Source organism: Bacteroides helcogenes P 36-108, from assembly GCF_000186225.1.
In the GTDB taxonomy this organism is placed as follows: domain Bacteria; phylum Bacteroidota; class Bacteroidia; order Bacteroidales; family Bacteroidaceae; genus Bacteroides; species Bacteroides helcogenes.
In genome coordinates, this window is sequence record NC_014933.1 from 20484 (window position 1) to 46536 (window position 26053).

Sequence of the window (26053 nt, forward strand, 5' to 3'; positions counted from 1 at the left end):
CTCACCTCAAGACTTCACCGGACAAAGCGGTACTATCTTCATTGAAATCTCCAAGACGAACCGGCATCACCTGATTATCCAAAGAATCATCATGAGGCACTTCCACACGAATATAATTGGCAGTGAAACCATGCATCGGAGCTCCCTGTTTGGAACGTTCCAACAAAACCGGCATTACGCTGCCGATATGACGGGCGTAGAACGCACGGGTTTTCTCCTCCGAAAGCTCCAACAGACGTCGGCTCCGTTCATGTTTTTCTGCAGGAGACACTACATGGTCTATTTTCAAGGCCTGTGTGCCGGGACGTTCCGAATAGCTGAACACATGAAGTTGCGTCACATCCATACTTCCGATAAACTGATATGCTTGTTCAAAATACTCTTCCGTTTCACCCCGCGTCCCTACAATAACATCTACACCGATAAAAGCATCGGGCATCACCTCTTTTATCCTCCTTATCTTAGATGCAAACAAGGCAGTATCATAACGACGGCGCATCAGTTTCAACACCTCGTCGCTACCCGATTGCAAAGGAATATGAAAATGGGGCATAAAACGCCGCGAACCAGCCACATATTCTATAATTTCATCTGTCAGCAAATTAGGTTCAATGGAAGAAATACGATAGCGTTCAATACCTTCCACTCCATCCAGCGCCTTTACCAAATCAAAAAAAGTTTCTCCCGTACTTTTACCGAAATCACCTATATTGACACCTGTAAGCACTATTTCCTTTCCGCCATCGGCCACTGCCTGCCGGGCTTGCTCCACCATTGATGCAACAGTACCGTTGCGGCTACGACCACGGGCAAAGGGAATAGTGCAATATGAGCAATAATAATCGCAGCCATCTTGAACTTTCAGGAAAAAGCGTGTCCTGTCACCACGTGAGCATGAAGGAGCAAACGAATGAATATCCTTGAGAACCGATGTATATGCCTCACCCGTTTCATGTTTCTGTAAATTTCCCAAGTACTGCAAGAGATCCTTTTTTTGTTCAGCACCCAAAACAACATCCACTCCTTCTATCTTGGCCACAGCTTCAGGCTTCAATTGGGCATAACAACCTGTCACCACCACAAAAGCTCCCGGATGCTGTTTCACCAATCGATGAATAGCCTGGCGGCATTTCTTGTCTGCCACTTCCGTCACCGAACAGGTATTCACCACACAAATATCCGCTTTTTCCCCCTTACGCACCGTACGCACGCCGGCTTCCCGCAAAATCTTACCGATAGTAGAAGTTTCCGAAAAGTTCAGTTTACACCCTAATGTATAGTAAACTGCCGTCTTATCTTGAAATACATTGGTATCTATCATGAGCTTATAAACACATTTTCGTTGCAAAGATATACATTATTAATCTATTTTTCCTACTTTTGCACACTCAACAATAAAATGTGCAATGATACAAGAAAATTTCATCAAACTATACGAGCATAGTTTTCGTGAGAATTGGGACCTTCCCTGCTATACAGATTATGGAGAAAATGAAAGTTATACCTACGGACAGGTAGCGCAAGAGATTGCCAAACTGCATCTGCTTTTCAAGCATTGCCAGCTTCGCCGCGGTGATAAAATTGCCATTATCGGTAAGAACAACGCACGTTGGTGCATTGCTTATATGGCCACAGTCACTTACGGCGGTATTGTAGTTCCTATCTTGCAAGACTTCAATCCAAATGATGTACACCACATCGTAAATCATTCGGAATCTGTATTCCTCTTTACCAGCGATGTCATCTGGGAACATTTGGAAGAAGACCGCCTCACCGGCTTACGGGGCGTGTTCTCTTTAAGCGACTTCCGCTGCCTATATCAGCGTGACGGAGAAACAATTCAGCGTTTCCTCAAACATTTGAGTGGAGAAATGGACAGAAACTACCCGAAAGGTTTTCATAAAGAAAACGTTACTTACACCGACCTTTCCAACGACAAAGTAATGCTGCTTAACTATACTTCAGGGACAACAGGATTCAGCAAAGGAGTTATGCTGACCGGAAACAACCTGGCAGGCAACGTCACCTTTGGAATACGCACCGGATTATTGAAGAAAGGAGATAAAGTTCTGTCTTTCCTTCCATTGGCTCATGCTTATGGTTGCGCATTCGATTTTCTTACGGCAACTGCCGTGGGCACACATGTCACCCTGTTAGGGAAAGTGCCTTCACCCAAAATCCTGATGAAAGCTTTTGAAGAGGTTAAACCCAATCTGATTATAACCGTCCCTCTTGTCATCGAAAAGATATACAAAAATGTTATCCAGCCCATCATCAACAAAAAAGCAATGAAATGGGCACTCAGCATTCCCTTATTGGACGGACAAATCTACGGGCAAATACGTAAGAAACTGATCGATGCCCTCGGCGGACGTTTCAAAGAGGTGATTATAGGTGGAGCCGCCATGAATCCTGAAGTAGAAGAGTTTTTCCACCGTATCAAATTTCCATTCACAATCGGTTATGGTATGACCGAATGCGCTCCACTTATCAGCTACGCTCCATGGAATGAATTTGTGCCAACCTCTTCGGGACGCGTGCTCGATATTATGGAAGCACGTATCCATAAAGAAAATCCCAATGACAAACTCGGTGAAATACAAGTACGCGGTGAAAATGTAATGGTAGGCTATTACAAGAATCCCGAAGCTACCCAAGAGGTATTCACCAAAGACGGCTGGTTACGTACAGGAGACTTGGGAACTTTGGATGAAAACAGCAATCTCTATATCCGTGGACGTAGTAAAACCATGATTCTCAGTTCCAGTGGGCAAAACATATTTCCCGAAGAAATTGAAGCGCGTCTCAACAACTTGCCTTTTGTCTTAGAGAGCCTCGTGATTGAGCGTAATAAAAAGCTGATTGCTCTGGTCTATGCCGACTATGAAGCGTTGGACTCATTAGGACTGAACCAATCGGACAATCTTAAAACCATTATGGATGAAAATCTCAAAAACCTGAACAACAGTGTAGCTGCTTACGAAAAAGTAAGCCAGATACAACTTTATCCTACCGAGTTCGAGAAAACACCCAAAAGAAGTATCAAAAGATACTTATACAACAGCATTGCTGAAAATGAAATTGTATAAACCATATACATATTCCATTGAATATCACTATATTACAAAAAGTTACATTCCAAGCTCGAAAAAAAGCTAAAAAAAAGTTGGGGTTTGGAGAACAACATATTTAAAAAGTACATACCTTTGCAACGTTTTAATAAAGCAATTGATTGTATTACGTTTTTAAAAAGTAAAGAAAATGAAAAAATTAGTTTTGATGGCAGCAGCTATCGTAGCAGTATCTTTCGCATCTTGTGGCAACAAAGCAGCTAACGCTGAACAAGCAACAGCCGATTCAATCCGTATCGCTGATTCAATCGCAGCTGTAGAAGCAGCCGCAGCCGAAGCAGCAGCCGCTGCAGCAGCAGATACTGTATCAGGAGATAGCGTAGCAGTTGTAGCTGAATAATTTTCAGTACAACACTTGAGAGAATTGAAAGTCTGACGTGCGAAAGCACACCAGACTTTTTTTTATGCCCTTTCAATTCATTGCAAAATGAATTATCACTTAACCCCAATGGGACATATACAAAAAAGCCCGATTACTCAAAGAGCAACCGGGCTTTTCCATATATAAAGTTGAATTATGCTTCTTCAGCAACTACTTCAAAAGGAATCTCTACAGAAACCTCCTTATGCAATTTAACGATAGCCTTATAGCTACCAACTTCTTTTACTGCGTCTTTTACAACGATGATCTTACGATCAATGCTGTGTCCCAGTTTAGCCAATTCTTCAGCAATCTGAATATTACCAACAGAACCAAAGATAGTACCGGTAGAGCTAACTTTAGTAGCGATTTTCAAAGATACACCCTCTAACTTAGCAGCCAATTCTTCAGCATCCTTTTTGATTTTTTCCAGCTTGTGAGCACGTTGCTTCAAATCTTCAGCCAGCATTTTCTTTGCAGAAGGAGAAGCGATGACAGCTTTTCCAGTCGGGATAAGGAAGTTACGACCATAACCGGACTTAACAGTTACGATGTCATTCTTATAACCCAAGTTTACTACGTCTTCTTTTAATATAATTTCCATACTTTCCTCCTCCTATTATTTCATCATGTCAGTTACATAAGGAAGCAACGCCAAATGACGTGCTCTTTTCACAGCTTGAGCTACACGACGCTGGAACTTCAAAGAAGTACCTGTAATACGACGCGGAAGAATCTTGCCTTGCTCATTCAAGAATTTCTTCAAGAATTCAGGGTCTTTGTAATCGATGTACTTAATACCACTTTTTTTGAAACGGCAGTATTTTTTCTTTTTTACATCTACTGAGGGCGGAGTTAAATATCTGATTTCTGATTGAACTTGTTGTGCCATGATTAATCCTCCTTTTTAGTTGATTTAACACTTCTTCTCTTCGCAGCATATTCGGCAGCGTATTTATCTTGCTTGAAAGTCAAGAAGCGGATAACGCGCTCGTCACGACGGAAGTTTATTTCCAATTTCTCAATAACAGTAGGTTCTGCATTGAACTCAATCAGTTGATAAAAACCGGTTGACTTTTTCTGGATTGGATAAGCCAGCTTTTTCAGTCCCCAGTTTTCTTCATTTACAATCTCAGCACCTTCAGAAGTGAGGATGCCTTTGAATTTTTCTACCGCTTCCTTCATCTGAACATCAGACAAAACGGGAGTCAAAATGAAAACGGTTTCGTATTGATTCATACTCATTTAATTAATTAAATAAATTATTCGTTTATAAAATTGCGGGTGCAAAGGTAGAGATTTTATTTTGAACTACAAAGATTTAAATGTTTTTTTGTATCTCAGCACAGGAATCATCGCAAAAGCAAAATACCTCCAAACAGGACAATCCTCATCTCTAAAGTAAAAATAAGCCTGCTTATTTTGTATTGTCTCCGGCTTACATTATCTTTGCAAAGTTGTTTAAACAATAATTTCATGATAGAGCAATTCAACTTTGACATCCGACTTATATTTGCCATTTTAAATGGCAAGGTATCGGCTGCCATCAACCGCAAGTTATCCCGCAACTTCCGCCAAAATGGTTTGGAAATCACTCCGGAACAATGGACAGTATTGATTTTTTTATGGGAAAAAGATGGTGTAACGCAGCAAGAGTTGTGCAATGCAACCTTCAAAGACAAGCCCAGCATGACGCGTCTCATTGACAACATGGAACGCCAGCATCTTGTGGTGCGCATATCTGATAAAAGAGATCGCCGTACCAATCTGATCCACCTTACCAAAGATGGAAGGGAATTGGAAGAACAGGCACGCATCATCGCCAACCAAACTCTGAAAGAAGCCTTGCATGGTATTAACATTGAAGACCTAAGCATAAGCCAAGAGGTTTTGAGAAAAATTTTCTTCAATACTAAAGATTAGCTTAAACGGCAAGACAAGAAGGTGATAAACCAACTATTTAAGTTGAATAATAGTTTTTTTGCAAAAATAATTTCGCTTGTTAAAGAATTATGCTTTTCTTTGTGACAAGAATACGAAAGAATATAATAATCTATTAAAATACACACACATGAAAGGCTTATTAAAAAATCTGGGATTGATATTAATCTTGATTGGAGCAGTGGTTCTCATTGCATGTTCTTTTACCGGCAATGTTAACAACAATACCATTCTGGGTACATCAGTAGTTTTGGTAGTTGTAGGGTTAATCTCTTACATTGCAATCAATAAGAAAATTGCAGATTAATATCAGAAGAAGAAAATAAAAAGGGCGGTTGTAAATGCAACCGCCCTTTTTATTCTCTTCTTGCCGAATGAGCCAATCTTCTCAGGCTTCAACCTCTGGAGTAATTAGTTTATAGCCCTTTCCATGGATATTGATGATTTCAATAGAATCATCCTCTTTCAGATGCTTGCGCAATTTCGTGATATACACATCCATGCTGCGTGCATTGAAGTAGTTGTCATCAATCCAGATAGTCTTCAACGCAAAGTCTCGTTGTAAAATCTCATTTGCATGTGCACAAAGCAAGCCCAGCAGTTCAGACTCTTTGGTAGTCAGCTTGGTCTGCTGTTCGGGAGTCGATAAAATCTGCTTTTGCGTGTCAAACGTAAACTTACCGATCTTATAAATATTGCTCTCCTTATTTTTCTTGCCACGCACACGTCTCAAGATAGCCTCAATTCTGAAAGTCAGTTCTTCCATACTGAACGGCTTAGTGATATAATCATCAGCACCAATTTTAAAACCTTCCAGAATATCTTCTTTCAAAGTTTTTGCCGTCAGGAAGATAATAGGAATTTCGGCATTTGCGGCACGTACCTCCTGAGCTAAAGTAAAACCGTCTTTTTTAGGCATCATCACGTCAAATACACACAAGTCGTATTTATTCTTCAGGAAAGCTTTGTATCCTGCTTCTCCATCGGGATATAACTCGGCAGCGTAACCTTTTGCCTGTAAATATTCTCTTAAAAGCATGCCAAGATTCTCATCATCTTCGCATAATAAAATACGCAGTTTCTCGTCCATATCAATCAATTTTTAATAAAGGTAATGCAATAATAAATTTAGTCCCTACGTTAAGTTCGCTTTCCGCCCGAATGGTTCCCTTATGATCCACAATAATCTTCTTTACATAAGCCAACCCCAAGCCAAAGCCTTTAACATCGTGCAGATTACCTGTATGTACACGATAGAACTTTTCAAATATCTTCTTCAAATTCTCTTTCTTGATACCAATACCGTTATCCTGAACTGAAATCATCAGCTTACCCGGTTCATTCCAAGTCTTCACAACCAACAGCAACTCCTCATCCGGACGCTTATACTTCACAGCATTGTCCATAAGGTTGAAAATCACGTTGGTGATATGCATCTCGTCTGCAAAGATAACCGGATCGGTAGCATTGAGTTCCGACTCAATCTTGCCGTTATAACGTTCCACTTTCAACGCAAACGTATTGATAACACCGGCTATCAACTCATTAGCATCCAGTTCCTTCATCTTCAATGTAGCCTTCTGACGGTCGAACATTGACATCTGAAGCACTTTCTCAACCTGAAACCTCAACCGCTTCGTCTCATCATTGATAACGCCCGATATATGCTGAAACATGGCCGGAGACTTGCCAACAGCCGGATCCTTGAGCATCTGTGCCGCCAATGAAATCGTTGAAATCGGCGTTTTGAATTCGTGGGTCATATTGTTGATAAAATCATTCTTCATCTCTGTCAACCGCTTCTGACGGAATACGATATAGATTGTGAAAATAAATGTAATCAACAGTACAAAGGTGAATATCATAGATGGTATCATAAAGCTTACCGAGTCGAAAATATAATCCCTTTTACCCGGAAAATGAATCTTCACAATACTCATACGGGCGGGCGGATCATTCAGAAACAACGGCTGTGAATAAGAGCTTTCACTACCCTCGTCAGTATAATCCGAGCAACGGTAAACCTCTCTGCCATCTTTATCCACCACTCTGAAATGATAATCCAAATCAATGCCATTATCAATCAACCCCGACTTCAGATACTGATCCAAATTCTTAAAATTGACACGCTCTCCAATCGGTTTATCTTTGGCATTATACACCATTTGCAAAACCACCTCGTCCACCAATGCACGCTGATAAAGATAGCGTTCTTTAAGCATCTCCATCTGCGAACGTGATGTCTTGGGGATCGTTTTTACCCCATGTTTGCGTGAAATCATTGCTCTGGGAAGTTGGGAGGCTCCATTACTGAAAGTTTTCAATTCCATGGAGGATTGAACACTGCCATCCGGAGCTATCACAAACCGCTGTACCATTCCACTCACGCTTTGCGATTGTTCCCACGCCTTCTTTTCCGCATCCGAGATATCTTCTCTCAACCAACGTTCAACTTCCTCGGATTCCACCCCCTTTGACGCGGTCATCAATGCACGTTTTACCGATTCATCAAATTGCTCGTTACGCATCTTCACCATTTCCTCAATGTAGCTGATCTGCAGATACAGCAAACTGAGAAAGGAAAAACCCATCACGATACCTAATATCCATATTGTTGACTTTTTCATAGTCACAAAATTAACACTCCCTAATTAACACTCCTAACTGATTAACCTGATTTAACCGGACATTCTCGTAAATTAACCGAATGTCATTTTTTAGATTATGTTATGAGCATTATAACAAAAAACGAAGCCTTTGGTTTGCAAATTTAATAAAAAATTAATCATTCACATTCACATTTCTCCATATTATTAATCTGCATTAATAAAAAAGCCGTTATTTCCTACAATAAGGCAATAACGGCTTTAACTATTGTTATAATAAGCTGTTAGCAATTACTTACTACCAGCCTGCTACCACTGAGAAATCAATCTTCAGCCTGTTTGGCTTCAAACTCCTTAATCAACTTATCTTGCACATCACTCGGCACAAGTTCATAACTGGCAAACTTCATAATAAACGAAGCACGACCGCCTGTCAATGAGCTCAAAGCCGTTGAATAAGAAGACATTTCTTTGAGAGGAACCTTTGCACTTAGTTTTTCATAGCCGGCTTCGCTGCTCATTCCCATAATCATGGCACGTCTTCCTTGCAGATCGCCCATTACATCACCCATCTTGTCGGAAGGCACAAATACCTCCACATCATAAATCGGTTCAAGAATCTTCGGACCTGCATTCTTAAACGCCTCACTGAAAGCATTACGCCCCGCCAGCATGAAAGATATTTCATTAGAGTCAACCGGATGCATTTTGCCGTCATATACAATGACACGCACGTCACGGGCATACGAACCGGTCAACGGCCCCTGTTCCATACGAGACATAATACCTTTAAGGATAGCGGGCATAAAGCGAGCATCAATGGAACCGCCCACAATGCTGTTAACGAATACCACCTTGCCTCCCCATTCCAATGGAATCTCTTCAGAGCCTTTCACATTTATCTTGAACTCCTGGCCGCCAAACCTATAAGTATCAGGCATGGGCATACCTTCGTAATAAGGTTCTACAATCAAGTGAACTTCGCCAAACTGACCGGCGCCGCCAGATTGTTTTTTATGACGATAATCGGCACGGGCGGCTTTCGTTATGGTTTCGCGATATGGAATCCTCGGTTCTTCAAACTTTACTTGCAGTTTTTCATTATTTTCCAAACGCCACTTCAACGTACGCAAATGAAACTCACCTTGCCCATGTATAATGGTCTGACGCAATTCTTTGGACTGGTCTATTATCCATGTCGGATCTTCCTCACGCATGCGGTTCAGAGCCACCATCATTTTCTCGGTATCAGCTTCATTCAAAGGCTTGATGGCCCGTGAATATTTGGAATTAGGATATTTGATGAAGTTGAACCGATTTTCAGCCCCCTTTCCATTCAACGTATTACCGGTGTGCACGTCTTTCAGCTTTACAGTACAGCCAATGTCACCTGCCACCATCTCTTCTACTTTAATACGGTTGGAACCTGCACAAGCATAAATCTGCGCGATGCGTTCCTTAGATCCACGGTCCGCATTCGTAAAGTCATCACCTTCATGTACTTTGCCACTCATTACTTTAAAGTATTGCACATCACCAATATGTGGCTCAACAGCGGTCTTAAAGAAATACAATGAAGCCGGACCGTCCGCCTCCGGTTTCACCACTTCTCCGCGTGTGTTGTGCACCGGAGGCATTTCATCTACAAACGGAACTACATTACCCAAGAATTCCATCAGGCGGCGTACTCCCATATCTTTTCCGGCACAGACACAGAACACCGGAAACATGCCGCGAGAAGCCAGGCCTTTACGGATTCCCTCACGCATTTCATCCTCACTCAAGGAGTCTTGTTCAAAGAACTTTTCCATCAAACTTTCATCGTGTTCGGCAGCGGCTTCTACCAATGCTTTGTGCAATGCGTTCGCTTTTTCCATTTCTTCGGCCGGAACATCCTCAATCGTGGGAGCTCCTCCTTCGGGTCCCCACGAATATTTCTTCATCAAAAGTACATCAATCAGCGAATTGAAATTCGGTCCGGTAGCCAACGGATATTGCACGGGCACTACCTTTGAACCATATATGGACTGCAACTGCTCCAATACCATATCATAATCACACTTTTCATTGTCAAGTTGATTTACGAGGAAAATGACCGGCTTACCCAGCTTCTCCGTATAGCGAAAATGGTTTTGTGTCCCAACCTCCGGACCATATTGCCCGTTCAGTAACAGGATAGCAGTATCAGTTACGTTCAATGCTGTCATTGCAGCTCCCACAAAGTCATCACTACCCGGGCAGTCTATGATATTCAACTTCTTACCGTTCCATTCCACATGGAAAACGGTGGAAAACACAGAATAGCCATATTCCTGTTCCACCGGAAAGTAATCACTGACTGTATTCTTGGCAGTAATCCTGCCTCTACGTTTTATAATACCACCCTCAAAGAGCAGTGCTTCTGTGAGAGTGGTTTTACCCGAGCCGTCATTGCCAAGAAGGGCAATGTTCTTAATTTCATTCGTCTGATATACTTTCATGACATTATAAGGTTATTAGTGAATAATTTGATATGCCTTCACATACCTTGATTTTAAGTGGAGCGCAAATTAGACATTAATTAAAAGAAAAGCAACAAAGGGCAGCATGTTATACAACACACCACCCTTTATCTAAAGATTTTATTTTACTTTTTTCACCAACCAGACATTAATTACAGTAAATCCTAAGCCCGTTCTACTAAAACCTCTTGAGATTTTTAGTAAAACTTTGGGGGATTTTTAGTAAAAATCCCCCAAAGTTTTACTAAAAGTTTTTCTCCCTCCGGAAGTAGTTTGTAGCAAGGCACAAAAGATAAAAGTCAACAGGCAGATATTCAAGAGTGCCGACGGCAAGTCTTCATAATGCAATGCCGGCACGTTTCCTTCTAAAAAAAAAGCGGAGCTGCACCTTGAAAATGGTCAAGTCTTCAAGATGCAGTCCGCCTATGTCAATACAATCCGCTTATTCCAGATCTATGGCATTCTTCACCGGAGAAAGGAGGAACGTAAATTCATAATCGCCATAAGGCAACAAATATTCCGGGCGGGCAATTCGTCCCCAACTGTCTTCGCAACCCAATCCCATCTGCACTTTATCAATGCAGAAGTTGGTAAGATCAGATTCTTCCACTTCGGGGGAGTGCCATTGCCGCTTTTCCAAACCTTCATCCAGCGACTCGATAGTATAGTGCAGGGCAGATGCGGAGAACGGAGCGCCAGCCGTCACCTGAATGCCTCTACCGGCGGCATTCAGCATCTTCCACCAACGTATGTCGGTTTTCGTACCGTTCTCCTGTGGACGGATGTAAGAATAGAACTGTTCGGATACGCTTTGACGATAAATGCCGAGATCGGCCGCATGGTTGCGATCGATGTAATTCTCTACGGGGCCACGACCGTAATATTCCACGGTTTCAAAGCTACGCGGCATCGGCATCTGCATACCAAAACGGAACATATTGGATATTTTTGCATTCTTGTCTGTCGTCATCTTCTGAGTGACCTTGATAGCACCGGCATTATTAATGACATAAGTCAAGCTCAGCGCAGCCGATACAGACGGCATGTCATAGACCGCTTCTGCGACAACCAGATCATTTTCCGTACGATGATTGAAAGAAATCAACTTCATCTCCGGCTTTTTCCAGGCAGCATATCTGCGCTGCAAACCGGCGCCGAAATCATTGTCCGTAGGAGCACGCCAGAAGTTGGGAGTCAGAGCCTCTCCTTCTTTAATCATATCCACACCATCCACTTCATATTTTGTCAGATAACCGCTACGTTTGCTGATCTCGACGCGGAAGGCATCATTAGAGACAATGAGATAGGCCCAGTCGCTATCCTGTACTTGCGGAGCCATGACAGGAATATTGGGAATTTCCATATTCTTCAGTTCCATTGCGGAAGCTTTATAAGGATTCAGAGTCAATTGATCCTTTGCCACAGCATGTCCGGCAGGCAGCAATCCTTCACGGTTCTTCAATTTATAGGAGATGTTGAGCAGCCATTCCTCACATTGGCAGATTTTGCCCAAATCCAGTTTAATTTTGGATGTCTGTCGCGGAGCAATATTCAAATCATCCACACGACCGGTACGTATCACCTTGCCGCCTTTCAGCACTTCCCATTCCAGATAATAGGCAGAAAGATCACGGAAGAAATATTCGTTGAATACATTGATTTCACCGTTTTTCAGATCGGAGGGAGTGGTCCAGATGTTTTGATAGATACGCCCCACCTCATACATGTGAGGATTGGGCACACGGTCGGGGCTTATAAGTCCATTGTCACAGAAGTTTCCATCGCTGGCATCAAAACGGTTGAAATCACCGCCATAAGCATAAATCATCTTACCATTCTTACCTGTCCAGCGTACAGACTGATCCACAAAATCCCAAATGAATCCCCCCTGATACTTGGGATATTTGCGAACCAAGTCCCAATATTCCTTGAAGCCGCCTTCAGAATTACCCATGGCGTGGGCATATTCACATTGAATCAGAGGCTTGTCGGCAGAAGCGTCCTCACAATATTTCCTGCAAGCGTCATAGCTATAATACATCGGGCAGAAAATATCAGTTTTACCCTTCCTGCCCGCCTGTTCATACTGCACCGCCCGGCTCGGATCTTCCGCCTTCACCCAATCATAGGCTGCCTCAAAGTTAGCACCATATCCGGCTTCATTGCCCAATGACCAAAAGATGATGCTGGGATGATTAAAGCCGCGTTGCACATTGCGTCGGTTACGCTCCAGATGCGCCTTTTTGTAGGCCGGATTCTTGGCAAGCGTCTTGTCGCCATAACCCATTCCATGCGATTCTACATTGGCTTCAGCCACTACATAGATTCCGTACTTGTCACAAAGGTCATACCAGAGGTTATCGTCAGGATAATGGCAGGTACGCACAGCATTGAGATTGAACTGTTTCATGATCTGGATGTCCTGCATCATACGTTCGGGCGAAACTACATATCCCCCATCAGGATCCATCTCGTGACGGTCGGCTCCTTTGAACAGGACAGGCTGCCCATTGACCAGAATTTGAGAGTCTTTCAGTTCAATCTTGCGGAAGCCCACTTTCACGGGAATCACTTCTCCACTTCCCTGAAGAATGGCACGCAAAGTATAGAGATAAGGAGTCTCCGCTGTCCATTTATGTGGATTCTCCACATTCATCACAACCGTGCCACTGCCATGCATCGTCTCTGCCGCAACTTGCTTGCCTGTTGCATCAAGCAATTCCATACCGACGTTGCCGCTTCCCTTCAAATTAAGTGTTACACGTAAAGAACCGTCCTTGTAATCTGCATCCAGATCGGGAATCACACGGATATCTTCAATCCGTTTCTTATCACGGGCATAAAGGTAGCAATTACGCCCTACACCACTGTAACGAAAAAAGTCCTGATCTTCCAAATAAGTACCGTCACACCAACGGAATACCTGAAAAGCAATCAGATTTTTCTGACCGGGCTTCAAATAGGGAGTCAGGTCGAATTCCGCTTCCAGCTTGCTGTCTTCACTATAGCCCACATAGCGACCGTTTACCCACAGATACATATTGGAAGTAACAGAACCGAAGTGTGCCACGATATCTTTGTCCTTCCAGTCGGCAGGCACTACAATCTCACGGCGATAAGAACCGACATGGTTGTTTTCCACAGGCACTTGGGGAGGATTATTCTTGAATTGATTACGCCAGGCATAGCCCACATTCACATAGATAGGATCACCAAAGCCGTTCAGCTCCCATACCCCGGGAACGGGCATATTGCTCCACCCCTTATCATTAAACCCTTGCTTCCAAAAATCTACAGGACGGGCATCGGCATCCTTCACCCAGAAAAATTTCCATGTACCGTTCAAGGTCATAAAGTTGGATGACTGCTCTTTTACTCCACGGCTCGCGGCGTCAACCGATTCGTAAGCAAAATAGTTAGTGTGCATCGGAGCACGGTTCACGGCGTTAACTTCAGAATCACGCCATTCGTTGAAGGACTGCGCATTTGCCGTCAAAGCCATAACGGTGAACAATCCGGTAATGAAATGTTTATTCATGCTACTAAATTTAATAAATTCTTTGTGACGGCACACAACTCCTTTTCGCATGCCGTTACAAAGATAAAGAGAAAAACTTCTATACAGCATAAAACCGGGCTTCGAAAAGAATAAAATATCAGTGATTTATAGAAAAAAAACGAAAATGGTGGCTTTCTCCTGCCAAAATCTTACTTTTGCACCCAAACAACCTTTTCAATTATGGCAGGTATATACATCCATATCCCTTTTTGCAAGACCCGGTGCATTTATTGCGACTTCTATTCCACAACCCACAGCGAACTGAAACAACGCTATATCCATGCCTTATGCCAGGAGCTGCAAAACCGGAAAGACTATCTGAAAGGTGAAGCTGTTGAAACTGTCTATTTTGGTGGAGGAACCCCCTCACAACTTACCGAAGAGGATTTTATCCAAATATTCAATACCATCAAAGAAATCTGCGGACTGGAAAACGCGATAGAAATCACACTCGAAGCCAATCCCGATGACTTGACAGAGGAATATGTCAGCATGCTTCAGACCCTTCCATTCAACCGTATCAGCATGGGAATACAGACTTTTGACGATCCAACATTAAAACTACTGAACCGGCGTCACAACTCGGCGCAAGCTACAACAGCCATTGAACGATGCCGGCAGGCAGACTTCCACAATATCAGTATCGACCTGATTTATGGCCTGCCCGGAGAAACAGACAAACGATGGAAACATGATCTCCAACAAGCTGTCGGCCTCAATGTTGAGCATATCTCCGCCTACCATCTGACTTATGAAAAAGGAACACCTATTTATGAAATGTTGCAAACCTGTCATATTCGTGAGGTCGATGAAGAAAGCAGTGTGCGTTTTTTCACCACACTGACAGAAACCCTCGTAGAAAACGGTTACGAGCATTATGAGATATCCAATTTCTGCAAACCCGGCATGTACTCCCGCCATAACACTTCTTATTGGAGAGGTATCCCATATTTGGGATGCGGACCTTCTGCACATTCTTTCAACAGAGAAACAAGAGAGTGGAATGTTTCTTCCTTAACGACTTATATAAGCTCCATAGAAGAAGGACACCGTTCTTATGAAATAGAAAAACTGGATGAAGCGGCCCGCTATAACGAATACATCATGACCGGCTTGCGCACTCAATGGGGAGTTTCTTTGGAACATTTAGGACAGGTATTTGGAAACAAATTACTGAAATATTGCCGGGATATGGCTGCCCCCCATTTGGAAAGCGGCAAACTCAACATCCACAATAACCACCTTTACTTTACACGAAACGGAGTTTTTGTTTCAGACGATATACTGAGCGACTTAATGTATGTAGAAGAATAAAAAACGAATAGCATGACCGAACAAGAAGTCAGACGATATTTACGCCAAATGAAGGAAGAAGACTCAGAAAGAGCCTTCCATGGTTTCTACAATCTTTGCTATGACCGTCTGTTCCGCATTGCCTACTATTATGTGAAACACGGAGAATGGGCACAAGAAATAGTGCTCGATGTGTTCATGCGTCTTTGGGAGCAGCGTGCCAAATTACCCGAAGTGAACAATATAGAGGATTATTGCTTTATTCTGACCAAGAATGCTTCCCTCAACTATCTGGACAAAGAAAGCAGACATACCACACAATCCTCTGACCAACTTCCCGAACCCTCCGACCGGGCTAACTCTCCGGAAGACACCCTTATAAGTGAAGAACTTTTCGCCCGCTACGTCAAAGCTCTTGACCGTCTGCCCCAACGTTGCCGTGAAGTCTTCATCCGTGTCCGCGAAGAGAAACAAAGCTATGCACAAGTAGCAAAAGAACTGAATATAAGCGTAAAGACAGTAGATGCACAACTTCAGAAAGCCCTCACAAGGCTAAGGGAGATGCTGCTTTCCGAATAATTCCGGCTACCGGCCATCATTATTTTCGACATCCTTCCGGCAATACCCCCTATACATTTGTCGGTCGAATCTTCGTCTCTTACCTTTAACGTTCTTTTACAACAGAAAGATAGGGAATTCTTCAAGAGTTCCTGTCTTTATTTAAAATGCGGTTAACATTACAATATATAAAGGATAAATAGAGATAATTAAAATGGGAATCAGGAACGAGAATTTTGACAAAGTATTAAATGTGCTGATTGCTTCCACCCGTTCACCGCGCGAGCACTTTTCTGCAGCAAATAGCTGGAAGTTATTGGAGAAGCGACTATTTACGCGCAGAAGCAAAAGGATTCTCCAATTCCGTATAACAAGTGCCGCTGCCATAGCCTTGTTATGCATAGCAAGTTGGCTCATTTACAATGCCATACGCCCTGTACCCATGCAAACCATATCCACCTTAGCCGAAACGCGTACCGTAATATTACCCGACCAAACGGAAGTCACACTGAACCATTACTCTACCTTAACTTATCCGGCACACTTCAAAGGAGATTGTAGAAAAGTAGAATTGCAAGGGGAAGCCTATTTTGAAGTGGCCAAAGATGCTAAACACCCGTTCATCGTGCGGGCAGAAGCCGTAAAGGTACAGGTATTGGGCACTCACTTCAATGTAGAAGCCTATCCCGACGACGAAGAAGTACGAACCACATTGCTCGAAGGCTCTGTAGCCGTCAGCATCGAAGGAGAAAGCCAAAGAGTGGTGCTTACTCCCAACCAAAACGCAATATATAATAAGGTGAAAGGTACATTGGTGCAAGAAGCCACTCCAAATGCCTCCGATGAAATTTTATGGAGCCGAGGCATCATCCTTTTCAATCAATTACCATTGCAGGAGATTGCCCGCCAATTGTCTAATACTTTCCACACAGAAATCCTCATTGAGGATATTCATTTGAGAAACTATCGTATGACAGCTACTTTTCACGAAGGCGAAAGTCTGACGGAAATGCTCGATCTATTAAAAGCTGTCGGTAATTTTAAATATAAACAGACTAACGACACTATTACCATTACTTACAAACTTAACTGATCATGAACTATTCTACTGTCTGTTCACACCACCACATCAGAGTCTTACTACTGATGTGTGTGGTTCTTTTAAACAGTTCAATCCATGCACAAAATAAAGACATAAGGCTGAATTTGAACATTCACAACGCCACTTTGGAAAGTTTTGTGAAGCAATTGGAAAGTGCTTCGGGATTCTCCTTTATTTATGGAGAAGAAGTAAAACTAACCCGTCGCATCACTTTGGAAGCTAAAAAGCAAACTATCAGAGAAATACTGCAACGTGCTTTTCAGAATGAGACGATAAAATTCGAAATCTCCGGAAAGCATATCTTACTCCATAAGCGGCCTATACCGCGGAAAACCGTAAGCCGTAAATTCACGATCAGCGGATACGTGACGGACGGGGCGTCTTCCGAGACGCTGATTGGTGCCAATATCCTTGAGAGTCGTCGTTCCACAGGTACTGCCACCAATCCTTTCGGTTTCTACACTCTTACTCTGCCCGAAGGAGAAACCATCCTGAACTTCTCTTACTTGGGCTACGAAACAATTCATTGCAATTTCTACTTAAACAGAGACACCGTACTGAACATATGTCTGAACAGCAACAACGAATTGGCCGAAGTCGTAGTGCTTTCCAGCAAGAGGGAAGCCGGTATAGAAAGTACCATGATGGGAGCCTATGAAATTCCAAAGGCGCAAATTCAGCATACGCCCTCCATACTTGGAGAAGGTGACTTACTGAAAACCATCCAATTGATGCCCGGTGTACAATCCGGAATGGAAGGATTTTCCGGTATGTATGTACGCGGAGGAGGCTCCGACCAGAATCTGGTATTATTGGACGGAATTCCTATATATAATGCCGATCATTTTTGGGGCGTGTTTTCCATCTTCACACCCGAAGCCGTAAAAAATGTGACATTGTTCAAAAGCAGTTTTCCTGCCCGCTACGGCGGGCGTCTTTCATCCATAGTAGATGTAAGAACCAACAATGGAGATATGAAACGAAATCATGGTGCACTCAGCATAGGCACACTTACCGATAAACTGCATCTGGAAGGCCCGATCTGGAGAGACCGCACTTCATTCAGTCTCAGCACGCGCATCACGCATACCGCCTTACTCAAGAATCTTATTATAGAAAAAGACGATTATCAGACCGATAAATACAATTACTATTTTTACGACATTAATGCAAAAATAAACCATAAATTCAATGATCGCAGCCGTCTTTTTCTCGGATTTTATAATGGGAAAGACCATTACCACTTCAATATCTATAACGAAAACGAAAAACGGGACTCCCCTTTAAAGAACAATTCCTACAAGGATGAGATTCGACAGAATTGGGGAAACACAATCGCATACACTCGTTGGAACTATGTTTTCAATAGCAAATTATTCAGTAATGCCACAGTATCATTCAACCGATATCAGATGAAATTGAACCAGGAAATGACGGAAACGAAAACTTATGGGCGCGCAGAAAACCAATACTCCTATCTCTCCGAATTCCGTTCGGGTATCTGTGACTGGAGCGCGCGCATGGATTTCGATTATATCCCCATGCCGAAGCATCACATAAAATTCGGAGCAGAATATATTCATCACACTTTCCGTCCTGAAACCATCACTTCACGCATACAAGCCAAAGCAGAAACCACAGGCAAGCAAGATACTGTCTATCGTACCAACTGCAATGAAGTTCTGCATGGGCAAGATATATCACTATACGGAGAAGACAACTTTGAACTGAGCAGCCACTTCAGTCTGAATACCGGATTGCGCCTGTCTTTATTCAGTACCCAGGGAAAAAGTTATGTATCGGCACAGCCCCGGCTCTCTGCCCGATACATCTTCGGACAGGGCTTTTCTGCCAAGGTCTCCTATTCATGTATGGCTCAATATGTACATATGCTTACGTCCACCCCTTTCTCTATGCCGACAGATCTTTGGGTTCCCATTACAAAAAACATCCGCCCCATGTACGCCAACCAATACTCCCTCGGTGGCTACTACTCCGGACTGACAGGTTGGGAATTTTCCATAGAGAGCTATTACAAACAAATGCGCAATATACTGGAGTACCAGGATGGTGTGTCCTTTTTCGGTAGTTCCACCAATTGGGAAGAAAAAGTGGAAATGGGTGAAGGACGCTCTTTCGGTCTGGAAATTCTGGTCCAAAAGAACTTGGGAAAAACCACCGGATGGCTGGCATACACCTTGTCCAAGGCCGATTACCGCTTTAAGAATGGCACGATCAATCAAGGAGAATGGTTTCCTTACAAGTACGATCACCGCCACACTATAGGCATCTGCGTCAATCATAAATTCAGTGACCGCATAGATTTAGGAGCTTCATGGATATTTAATACAGGAAGATGCATCACTGTCCCCGAACGGGCAACTGTCATTATCAAGCCCGACGGCACTACCGAACATACCGGATATATTTCGCAACGCAACAACTATCGCTTACCCGTCAGCCACCGCCTGAACATAGGCATCAATTTCAGCAAAAAGACCAAACGCGGTATGCGTACATGGAATATCAGCGTCTATAACGCCTACAACGCCATGAATCCGAATATCGTTTACAGCCAATATGAGTTAGGAGAACACTACTACCAACCAGACGGAAACGGAAGGTTCATAAAGTGCGGGCAGGATGGAAAAACCATCATCAAGAAACTCACGATATTGCCTTGTATCCCCTCTATCACCTACACTTATAAATTCTGAATAAAAGAGATTTGCCATGAAAACCCAAATAAAATTACATCTCATCGTAAATATAGCAATTGCCATCATATACATAGCCATCACTGCTCTGCTGGCAGCCTGCGAAAATGAAATTCCCTATAATCCGGGAAAACAGAAAACAATGCTAATCATGAATGCGCTGCTCAATGCCGGGAGTACAGAGAATTATGTCATTCTGAATCTGAGTGAAGGAAACAATATCGGCCGCTTGAATGAAGCCACTCTTACTCTTTTTGTCAACGGCCGGGTTGTTGAAACTCCGCAAGCCATGACTCCGGAAGATATATATGGTAAATTTCCCGAAAAATCCAATTATCCACCCATTCTATTCAAAAAGTTTCGCCTTACCACTGTCCTGCATCCCGGTGACAATATACGATTGGAAGCTACAGCCGAAAATGAAACTTACCGGGTCAGTTCCGAAGTAACCGTTCCACAAGCATTGGAAAGTATAAAAGTAGATACCTGCCTTGCCTATTTGCGAATACACAACCAGCAAGAACTCTGCCGTCAATACAAAATTACCTTGCAAGATCGTCCCGACGAGAGAAACCATTACCGGCTCGAAATATTGAATGACTTTAAATTCCGTTATCTAAACGAGGCCAATAAAGAAAGAATCATCTTTCAGCAGATGGATAAACTCATCAACTGCGAAGATGTAATATTGACAGACGGGCATCCATCCAACTATGACGATGAAGACAACGGAATGCTTTCCACCATTAATAACAAATACAATATCTTTACCGACAGTCGTTTCAGGAATTCTTCCGCTACATTAAATGTATATACACCACACTATGACGACCTTTATCCGACAGGAATATCTTATAAACAATTATATCGTACGCAAACCATCACTATCCGCCTGCTTAGCTTGACTGAAGAGGAATACCGCTATCTGAAAGCCCTGAATACTTTGGAGGACCTTGGCTACAGCGTTTTAATGGAGCCTGTCAGACTGCCATCAAATATTCAAAACGGTTTGGGCTTTGTAGGAATCAGTGCAGAAACAAAAATAATCATAAAATTCCCGGAAAAGAAACTATAAGAAAGACTCCACGCCAAAATCTCCCAAAATCTCTTTGCTCCTAATAAGGCACTTAAAGTATCATTATGAGCAATAAACATCCCATATATTGTTGCATTCGCATTACATAATCAGCATAAGACGATCTTTTTTACATCAAACAATTGATCTAAATCAAGAAATGAAGGTATATACCTCACTTTTCTCCTCTTTCCTTTTTGTGTTATAAAACATATTCCTATATTTGCATAGGTAAAAAGAAAAGCTAAAGCTTGAAAGTTTTTCAATAGGTATTAGTTTAGAATAGATTAGTTTTTAGGAATAACAATTAAAAAGTAGGTATTATGAAACGTTTAGGATTAACATTAGCAGTAGCAGTCTGCCTGACCGCTACAGTATTTGCAGCAGGAAATCAACCTACAACTGCAAAATGGGAAGGTAACATCAACGTAACCAAATTAGGCAGATATTTGAATTTGTCTGCCAACCAACACGAAGAAGTAGCCAACATCTGCGAATACTTCAGCGAACAGATGGAACGTGCAACAACTTCAAAAAAGAATCAAGAGAAGTTACTTCGCAATGCAGTTTATGGTAATCTGAAGTTGATGAAGAAGACCTTGAACGAGAAACAATATGCTGACTACACCAGAGTATTGAATGTTACATTGCAGAACAAAGGCATTGAAGTGAAGTAAAATTCACATCCGCAAAATACGAAAGACGTATTTGATTAATAAATTAAGAAAGGCATCGGACAAGTTCCTGATGCCTTTCTTTTTTATGTCAACAGTGTCTTATTCTGTCAACTTCCTAACCAGTTATATAATCACCCTACTTTCACAAGCAGAAGCGGTCTTGCAATTCTTTCTTATATTTTTTTGAAACAATTAATTCTGTCACTTTATCGAAAGGAGGATATAAGACACACTTATTATCCTTGATAAGCATTAAGTAATCAATATTAATGATGTACGATTGGTGTATCTGCACGAAGCAAGATGAATACGATGTTATCTGTTCGGCCGTCATGCCACGCCGCAATACCAATGGAGGCTGGTTACTGAGTATCACTTCCCACTGCTTCCGGTCAGAGCAATACCTGAAGAAACCTATCTCTGCGGGACGCAATGCACGCATGTCATTGGTCGGAGTAAATACAATGAAAGTCTGCCCTATATTCAAAGCTGTTCCCGCCGGAAAAACTGTTCTCTGTCCGCTTCCTGCCTGTTTTACAAAACGCATGAGAATATCTTTCAGGTCTTGCTTCTCAAAAGGCTTCAACAGATAATCAAAGGCAGCTTCGCGGATAGCCTGTATCATATATTTGTCATAAGCCGTATAGAATACAATGCGCATGTTCCATGTAATGCTTTCGCGCATTTCCCGCAACAAATCCATACCTGTCATGTCAGGCATTTCCACATCCAAAAACAACAAATCCGGCTGTGTTTTGGCTATCAACTTCTTACCTTGCCTGCCATTTCTCGCACAACCTTCCAGAGAGAAACGGACATCACGTCTTAGTTCAAGACCCAAATTTTCAAGAGAGATCTCGTCGTCGTCCACTATTATGACTTTATACTTCTCCATGTTTTGTTCATGTTTTCTGTTACAAAGATAGATTTTATCTTATTCTCTCGCAAAACAGGAAATCCTCCGGCAAAGACTAATCAGCCGTTATCAGTCCTATCTGTACTAAAAACGAGACTATCCTGTCATTTTTCGATATTATAATTATACTTCTCGGGCAACAAAAAGGTAACTTCACACCCGGTTTCTCCGGTTGGCAGCGTCACATTGTGTATAGCCACATCTATTCCCTCCTTGTTTTTCCGGTTCAATATCTGTATAGTCTGCATCACCACCTTCATTCCTGTTCCGGTTCCCCGATTCCGGCTGTTCAGGCGATAACCGCCTCCATTGTCTGTTATTCTGATACGGATACCATCTTTTTGGCGACAGGCAGAGATCCACAGATTACGTTCTCCTTCTTTTCCCCTTAAAGCATGCTTTATGGCATTCTCCACCGGAATCTGTATCAGCATAGAAGGCAGCAATACTTTTTCGGGATATACATCCACCCCAATCTCCACTACCGGATGAAAATCAGTGCCCAAAGAACGCCGTTCCAAATCAATATATGTTTTAACAAAATCCAGTTCTTCGGCCAGCGTAACGCAAAGTTGCTCCGCCAGTTCCAAATTGCGGCGCATCAGCTTCACCAAAGAAGCCAGCCCTTGCTGCTCCTCCGCTTTCCGTTCGGCCATCTCCTGATTCAGAACATTAAATATAAAATGGGGTGACAGGCGGTTACGGATATTCTCCAGACGGAGCATAGACACAGTGCGATAATTCTGTGCAAGCAGCAAGGCACGTTTCTTTTTGCTGTACATGTAAACAAAACCTATCACCAGCAGGGTGATAGCGCATACGGCTATCCAGAAAATCCGTGTCTGTTTCAGCACCAGCACCTCATTCTCTTTTTCCTGAATAAAAACTTTTTGTGCCATCACAGTAGAGTCCTGCTGATAACGCAGAGCCAAATCCGCCGTGCGCATTTTCACCCGTTCATTCCGGATGGAATCATCCAGATGATTGTTCTCTTTCAGATAGTAGTAAGCACGCTTATAGTTTCCGGCTTCCTCACTGAACTGCTGCAAATACTTATTACGGATATGAACCATATCCGGATCAATGTCCGCCGGAGTGATTCCTTCGGCAAGCACATGCTGGGCCTGTAGCAAGTCCTTTCGCAGCAAAGCCAGTTTTATGTCCTGGGTATCAATATAGTAAAGGGCAGTAGTCATGCCTATCTTCTGGAAAAAAGGACGGCACTTATTGATATAGAAAGCGGCAGAATCCGCTTCATCCAATTGCAGAAAGCAATCTCCTAAATTCAAACGGCCAAGATTCGCCTCAAACACCATGTCAGGATATTCCTGGGTCAGCCGGATGACCTGTCTGAAATAGCCGACAGCAGTATTATAATCACCTCTATAATAATAAGAAGTTCCTCTGTTATTCAAATAAAAATGCTTTTCGAAAGGCAGCATATCCGAATAGCTCCGGGACGCCAAATCATAATAATGATCACATTGCTCAAAATCCCTCAGAGCCACGTATATCTGAGCCAGCCCGTAATAGACAGGAGTTTTTTTTGCAGAAGATATTCCCAACGAGTCACACAGCAACAGTGCCCTTCTATACCAGGACGCCCCTACATCCAACTTTCCCGAACGGTTGCAGGCGTCAGCCAAATTTATCAGAATGTCAGCCACCATATCCTTCTTTTCTCCATGCATCCGCAGTTCGTAAGCTTTTTGGAAACAAACGATGGCAGAATCCATATATCCGGTCCGTGCGTAAATATTTCCCTCCATGTTAAGATTTTCGGACTGCAAGTCAGCCAACTGAGGCGAGAAAGGTTGTCTTTTCGTAAAATCCCCTATCCGGCGTATCAGCATTCCGGCAGAATCAATATCCGAAGTGGCGAGACAGGTCTTCAGCACCAGAGCCAGATAATTATAATGCACCAAACTGTCTCTGACATTACACATCCGCTGCAACACCTCCGTTCTTACTTTCCGCGGATTGACGGAAATCGAATCCACCTTCTCCGCATAGAAAGCATGGAATGCCTTTAACTCAGAATCTTCCGTCTTTCTGTCTGCGGCAGTACACGAATGCAAAGCCATCGCGCCTATTCCCATACACACACTATAAAGCCATGCAATCCGCCTTACCTTCTTCAGCATATCTCCTAAATTTAACCAGATTTTAAAGATTTCTGCAAACATAAAGATTTTATTGTGAAATATAATAAAATAATGAAAGTATTTCGCACAATATTTACAACTATGTTTTTCCTCCGGACAAAATCAGATGTCATAATCAATTATTTCGCCATGATATTCAAGTAAAGCATCTTCTTATGCAATTGGAGGGATTTCCTCATTTGTCCATATTCGCAGTTATCTCTACATTTGTTTCATGCAAATATCAACTGATTCAAACATAGACTGATTATGAAACACCTCTGCCTCTTTCTATCCGCCGCCCTGCTTTGGGCTTGCAGTTCCAGCGAAGACACTCCTGTCACACCACAAATTGACATCACCTCCCCCGAATTGCCACAAGTACTATCCGACAACGGAGGCGCAGCTTCCCTCAGCTTCACTGCGAACGGAACATGGACTGCCCAAGCCGACCAAAGTTGGTGCAGCGTGTCACCCTCGCAGGGAGAAGCCGGCAGCTACACATTGCAAATCTCGGCCAGCGCCAACACGGATTACGATGAACGCAACACAAAAGTTATCATCACCTGCGGAACTATAAAGAAAGAGATTACCATAACACAAAAGCAAAAGGATGCCATATTGCTGACTTCCTCTAAAGTGGAAATGAAAGCCGAAGGCGGTGAGATAAGCATAGAACTGAAATCGAATGTCCAGTACAACTACGAAATAGCAGAAAAAGACAAAGAATGGATTAAATCCAAACCAAACACCAACACACGCGGGCTGACTACCTCCACCCTACTCTTCACCACCGACGAGAACACCGGCACGGACAAACGCGAAGGACACATCACCATCAGCTACGGAGAGCTGTCCGAAGAAGTGACAATCTATCAGGAGGGTATGACACCCAACATCGTGCTGACACAGAATGAATATATGGTATCGGCCGAAGAAGCCACTATAAATGTAGAGGTGCAAAGTAATGTAAACTATGACATAATCCTTCCCGATGTTAGCTGGATTAAATCAGTTGCACAAAGCACCGCGCACTCAAGTTACGAATACACGATTAGTGCCAACGACACATATGAAAAGCGTTCTGCCCAAATATTCTTCAGGAATACAACATACAATATTTCAACTTCAGCCCTCATCACACAAGAGCAGAATGATGGGATTATATTAGAAAAGTCATCTTATATTATAGAAAGTGGAGCTACCAGCATAGTGATTAACGCAAAAGCCAATGTAGATTATTCTATATTAATTTCTGATGATTGGATCACACAAGCAAACACACGGTTAGTTTGGTTATCGGATATGGATTTAAAATTCAATATCGCAAAAAATGATTCAGATAAGAAACGCATAGGAACTATCACCTTACAAGGAAAAAGCACAAAAGCCACAATCCTTGTTACTCAAAACGGTGCAACCATCAACAATGGATCCATCAATGATCTTCCCCATATAAACTGGTAAAAGAC

Annotated in this window: 21 protein-coding genes; 11 read left to right on the forward strand and 10 right to left on the reverse strand. The window is 42.6% G+C overall.

Features of this window, described 5'->3' with window-relative positions; translation table 11 throughout:
- Window position 1: 1 nt before the first annotated feature.
- Entirely contained in the window at window positions 2-1321 is a 1320-nt protein-coding gene (gene mtaB / locus BACHE_RS00080) for a tRNA (N(6)-L-threonylcarbamoyladenosine(37)-C(2))-methylthiotransferase MtaB (protein WP_013545684.1), read from the reverse strand.
- A gap of 85 nt (window positions 1322-1406) precedes the next feature.
- Between mtaB and BACHE_RS00085 the strand changes: the two genes are divergently transcribed.
- Window positions 1407-3089 (forward strand): long-chain fatty acid--CoA ligase, encoded by a 1683-nt coding sequence (locus tag BACHE_RS00085; RefSeq protein WP_013545685.1) that lies wholly within the window; start codon window positions 1407-1409, stop codon window positions 3087-3089.
- Between the two features lie 172 nt (window positions 3090-3261).
- Window positions 3262-3471, forward strand: coding sequence for a hypothetical protein (locus BACHE_RS00090; RefSeq protein ID WP_013545686.1), 210 nt, complete (start codon window positions 3262-3264; stop codon window positions 3469-3471).
- Between the two features lie 175 nt (window positions 3472-3646).
- Here the strand turns inward: BACHE_RS00090 and rplI are convergent, their stop codons facing one another.
- The 3 genes from rplI to rpsF are packed head-to-tail and all read right to left on the reverse strand — an operon-like array spanning window position 3647 to window position 4731.
- Window positions 3647-4096: a 50S ribosomal protein L9 gene (rplI, locus tag BACHE_RS00095; protein ID WP_013545687.1), complete on the reverse strand. Its 450-nt coding sequence runs from the start codon at window positions 4094-4096 to the stop codon at window positions 3647-3649.
- A 15-nt stretch (window positions 4097-4111) separates the two neighbouring features.
- Window positions 4112-4384 (reverse strand): 30S ribosomal protein S18, encoded by a 273-nt coding sequence (rpsR, locus tag BACHE_RS00100; RefSeq protein WP_004288442.1) that lies wholly within the window; start codon window positions 4382-4384, stop codon window positions 4112-4114.
- Window positions 4385-4386: 2 nt separating this feature from the next.
- Window positions 4387-4731 (reverse strand): 30S ribosomal protein S6, encoded by a 345-nt coding sequence (gene rpsF, locus BACHE_RS00105; protein WP_013545688.1) that lies wholly within the window; start codon window positions 4729-4731, stop codon window positions 4387-4389.
- A gap of 237 nt (window positions 4732-4968) precedes the next feature.
- Here rpsF and BACHE_RS00110 point away from each other — a divergent pair, with 237 nt between their 5' ends.
- Both BACHE_RS00110 and BACHE_RS17455 read left to right on the forward strand, forming a co-directional pair.
- Window positions 4969-5415: a MarR family winged helix-turn-helix transcriptional regulator gene (locus BACHE_RS00110; RefSeq protein ID WP_013545689.1), complete on the forward strand. Its 447-nt coding sequence runs from the start codon at window positions 4969-4971 to the stop codon at window positions 5413-5415.
- A 148-nt stretch (window positions 5416-5563) separates the two neighbouring features.
- On the forward strand, window positions 5564-5740 hold the full coding sequence (locus BACHE_RS17455; protein WP_013545690.1) for a hypothetical protein: 177 nt from the start codon (window positions 5564-5566) through the stop codon (window positions 5738-5740).
- A gap of 81 nt (window positions 5741-5821) precedes the next feature.
- On the opposite strand, the gene rprY is transcribed toward BACHE_RS17455, so the two are convergent.
- The 4 genes from rprY to BACHE_RS00135 all read right to left on the reverse strand — a co-directional run bounded on the left by rprY (window position 5822) and on the right by BACHE_RS00135 (window position 14078).
- Window positions 5822-6523, reverse strand: a complete 702-nt coding sequence (gene rprY, locus BACHE_RS00120) for a response regulator transcription factor RprY (RefSeq protein ID WP_013545691.1) — start codon at window positions 6521-6523, stop codon at window positions 5822-5824.
- A gap of 1 nt (window position 6524) precedes the next feature.
- Window positions 6525-8060 carry a sensor histidine kinase gene (locus tag BACHE_RS00125; protein WP_013545692.1) on the reverse strand — a complete coding sequence of 512 codons (1536 nt, stop codon included), beginning with the start codon at window positions 8058-8060 and terminating at the stop codon, window positions 6525-6527.
- A gap of 302 nt (window positions 8061-8362) precedes the next feature.
- Window positions 8363-10519, reverse strand: a complete 2157-nt coding sequence (locus BACHE_RS00130) for an elongation factor G (protein ID WP_013545693.1) — start codon at window positions 10517-10519, stop codon at window positions 8363-8365.
- 463 nt (window positions 10520-10982) lie between these two features.
- Entirely contained in the window at window positions 10983-14078 is a 3096-nt protein-coding gene (locus tag BACHE_RS00135) for a glycoside hydrolase family 2 TIM barrel-domain containing protein (protein ID WP_041579070.1), read from the reverse strand.
- Between the two features lie 201 nt (window positions 14079-14279).
- On the opposite strand from BACHE_RS00135, the gene hemW reads away from it, so the two are divergent.
- The 6 genes from hemW to BACHE_RS00165 all read left to right on the forward strand — a co-directional run bounded on the left by hemW (window position 14280) and on the right by BACHE_RS00165 (window position 21521).
- Window positions 14280-15413: a radical SAM family heme chaperone HemW gene (gene hemW, locus BACHE_RS00140; protein ID WP_013545695.1), complete on the forward strand. Its 1134-nt coding sequence runs from the start codon at window positions 14280-14282 to the stop codon at window positions 15411-15413.
- A gap of 12 nt (window positions 15414-15425) precedes the next feature.
- Window positions 15426-15971, forward strand: a complete 546-nt coding sequence (locus tag BACHE_RS00145; RefSeq protein ID WP_013545696.1) for an RNA polymerase sigma-70 factor — start codon at window positions 15426-15428, stop codon at window positions 15969-15971.
- Between the two features lie 193 nt (window positions 15972-16164).
- Window positions 16165-17043 carry a FecR family protein gene (locus BACHE_RS00150; RefSeq protein WP_013545697.1) on the forward strand — a complete coding sequence of 293 codons (879 nt, stop codon included), beginning with the start codon at window positions 16165-16167 and terminating at the stop codon, window positions 17041-17043.
- A 2-nt stretch (window positions 17044-17045) separates the two neighbouring features.
- Entirely contained in the window at window positions 17046-19769 is a 2724-nt protein-coding gene (locus BACHE_RS00155) for a TonB-dependent receptor (RefSeq protein WP_013545698.1), read from the forward strand.
- A gap of 16 nt (window positions 19770-19785) precedes the next feature.
- Entirely contained in the window at window positions 19786-20844 is a 1059-nt protein-coding gene (locus BACHE_RS00160; protein ID WP_013545699.1) for a DUF4249 domain-containing protein, read from the forward strand.
- Between the two features lie 323 nt (window positions 20845-21167).
- Window positions 21168-21521, forward strand: a complete 354-nt coding sequence (locus tag BACHE_RS00165; RefSeq protein WP_013545700.1) for a hypothetical protein — start codon at window positions 21168-21170, stop codon at window positions 21519-21521.
- Window positions 21522-21663: 142 nt separating this feature from the next.
- Here the strand turns inward: BACHE_RS00165 and BACHE_RS00170 are convergent, their stop codons facing one another.
- Window positions 21664-22416, reverse strand: a complete 753-nt coding sequence (locus tag BACHE_RS00170; RefSeq protein WP_013545701.1) for a LytR/AlgR family response regulator transcription factor — start codon at window positions 22414-22416, stop codon at window positions 21664-21666.
- Window positions 22417-22541: 125 nt separating this feature from the next.
- Window positions 22542-24581: a tetratricopeptide repeat-containing sensor histidine kinase gene (locus tag BACHE_RS00175; RefSeq protein ID WP_041579509.1), complete on the reverse strand. Its 2040-nt coding sequence runs from the start codon at window positions 24579-24581 to the stop codon at window positions 22542-22544.
- A 270-nt stretch (window positions 24582-24851) separates the two neighbouring features.
- Here BACHE_RS00175 and BACHE_RS00180 point away from each other — a divergent pair, with 270 nt between their 5' ends.
- On the forward strand, window positions 24852-26048 hold the full coding sequence (locus BACHE_RS00180; protein ID WP_013545703.1) for a BACON domain-containing protein: 1197 nt from the start codon (window positions 24852-24854) through the stop codon (window positions 26046-26048).
- The last annotated feature ends 5 nt before the right edge of the window (window positions 26049-26053 follow it).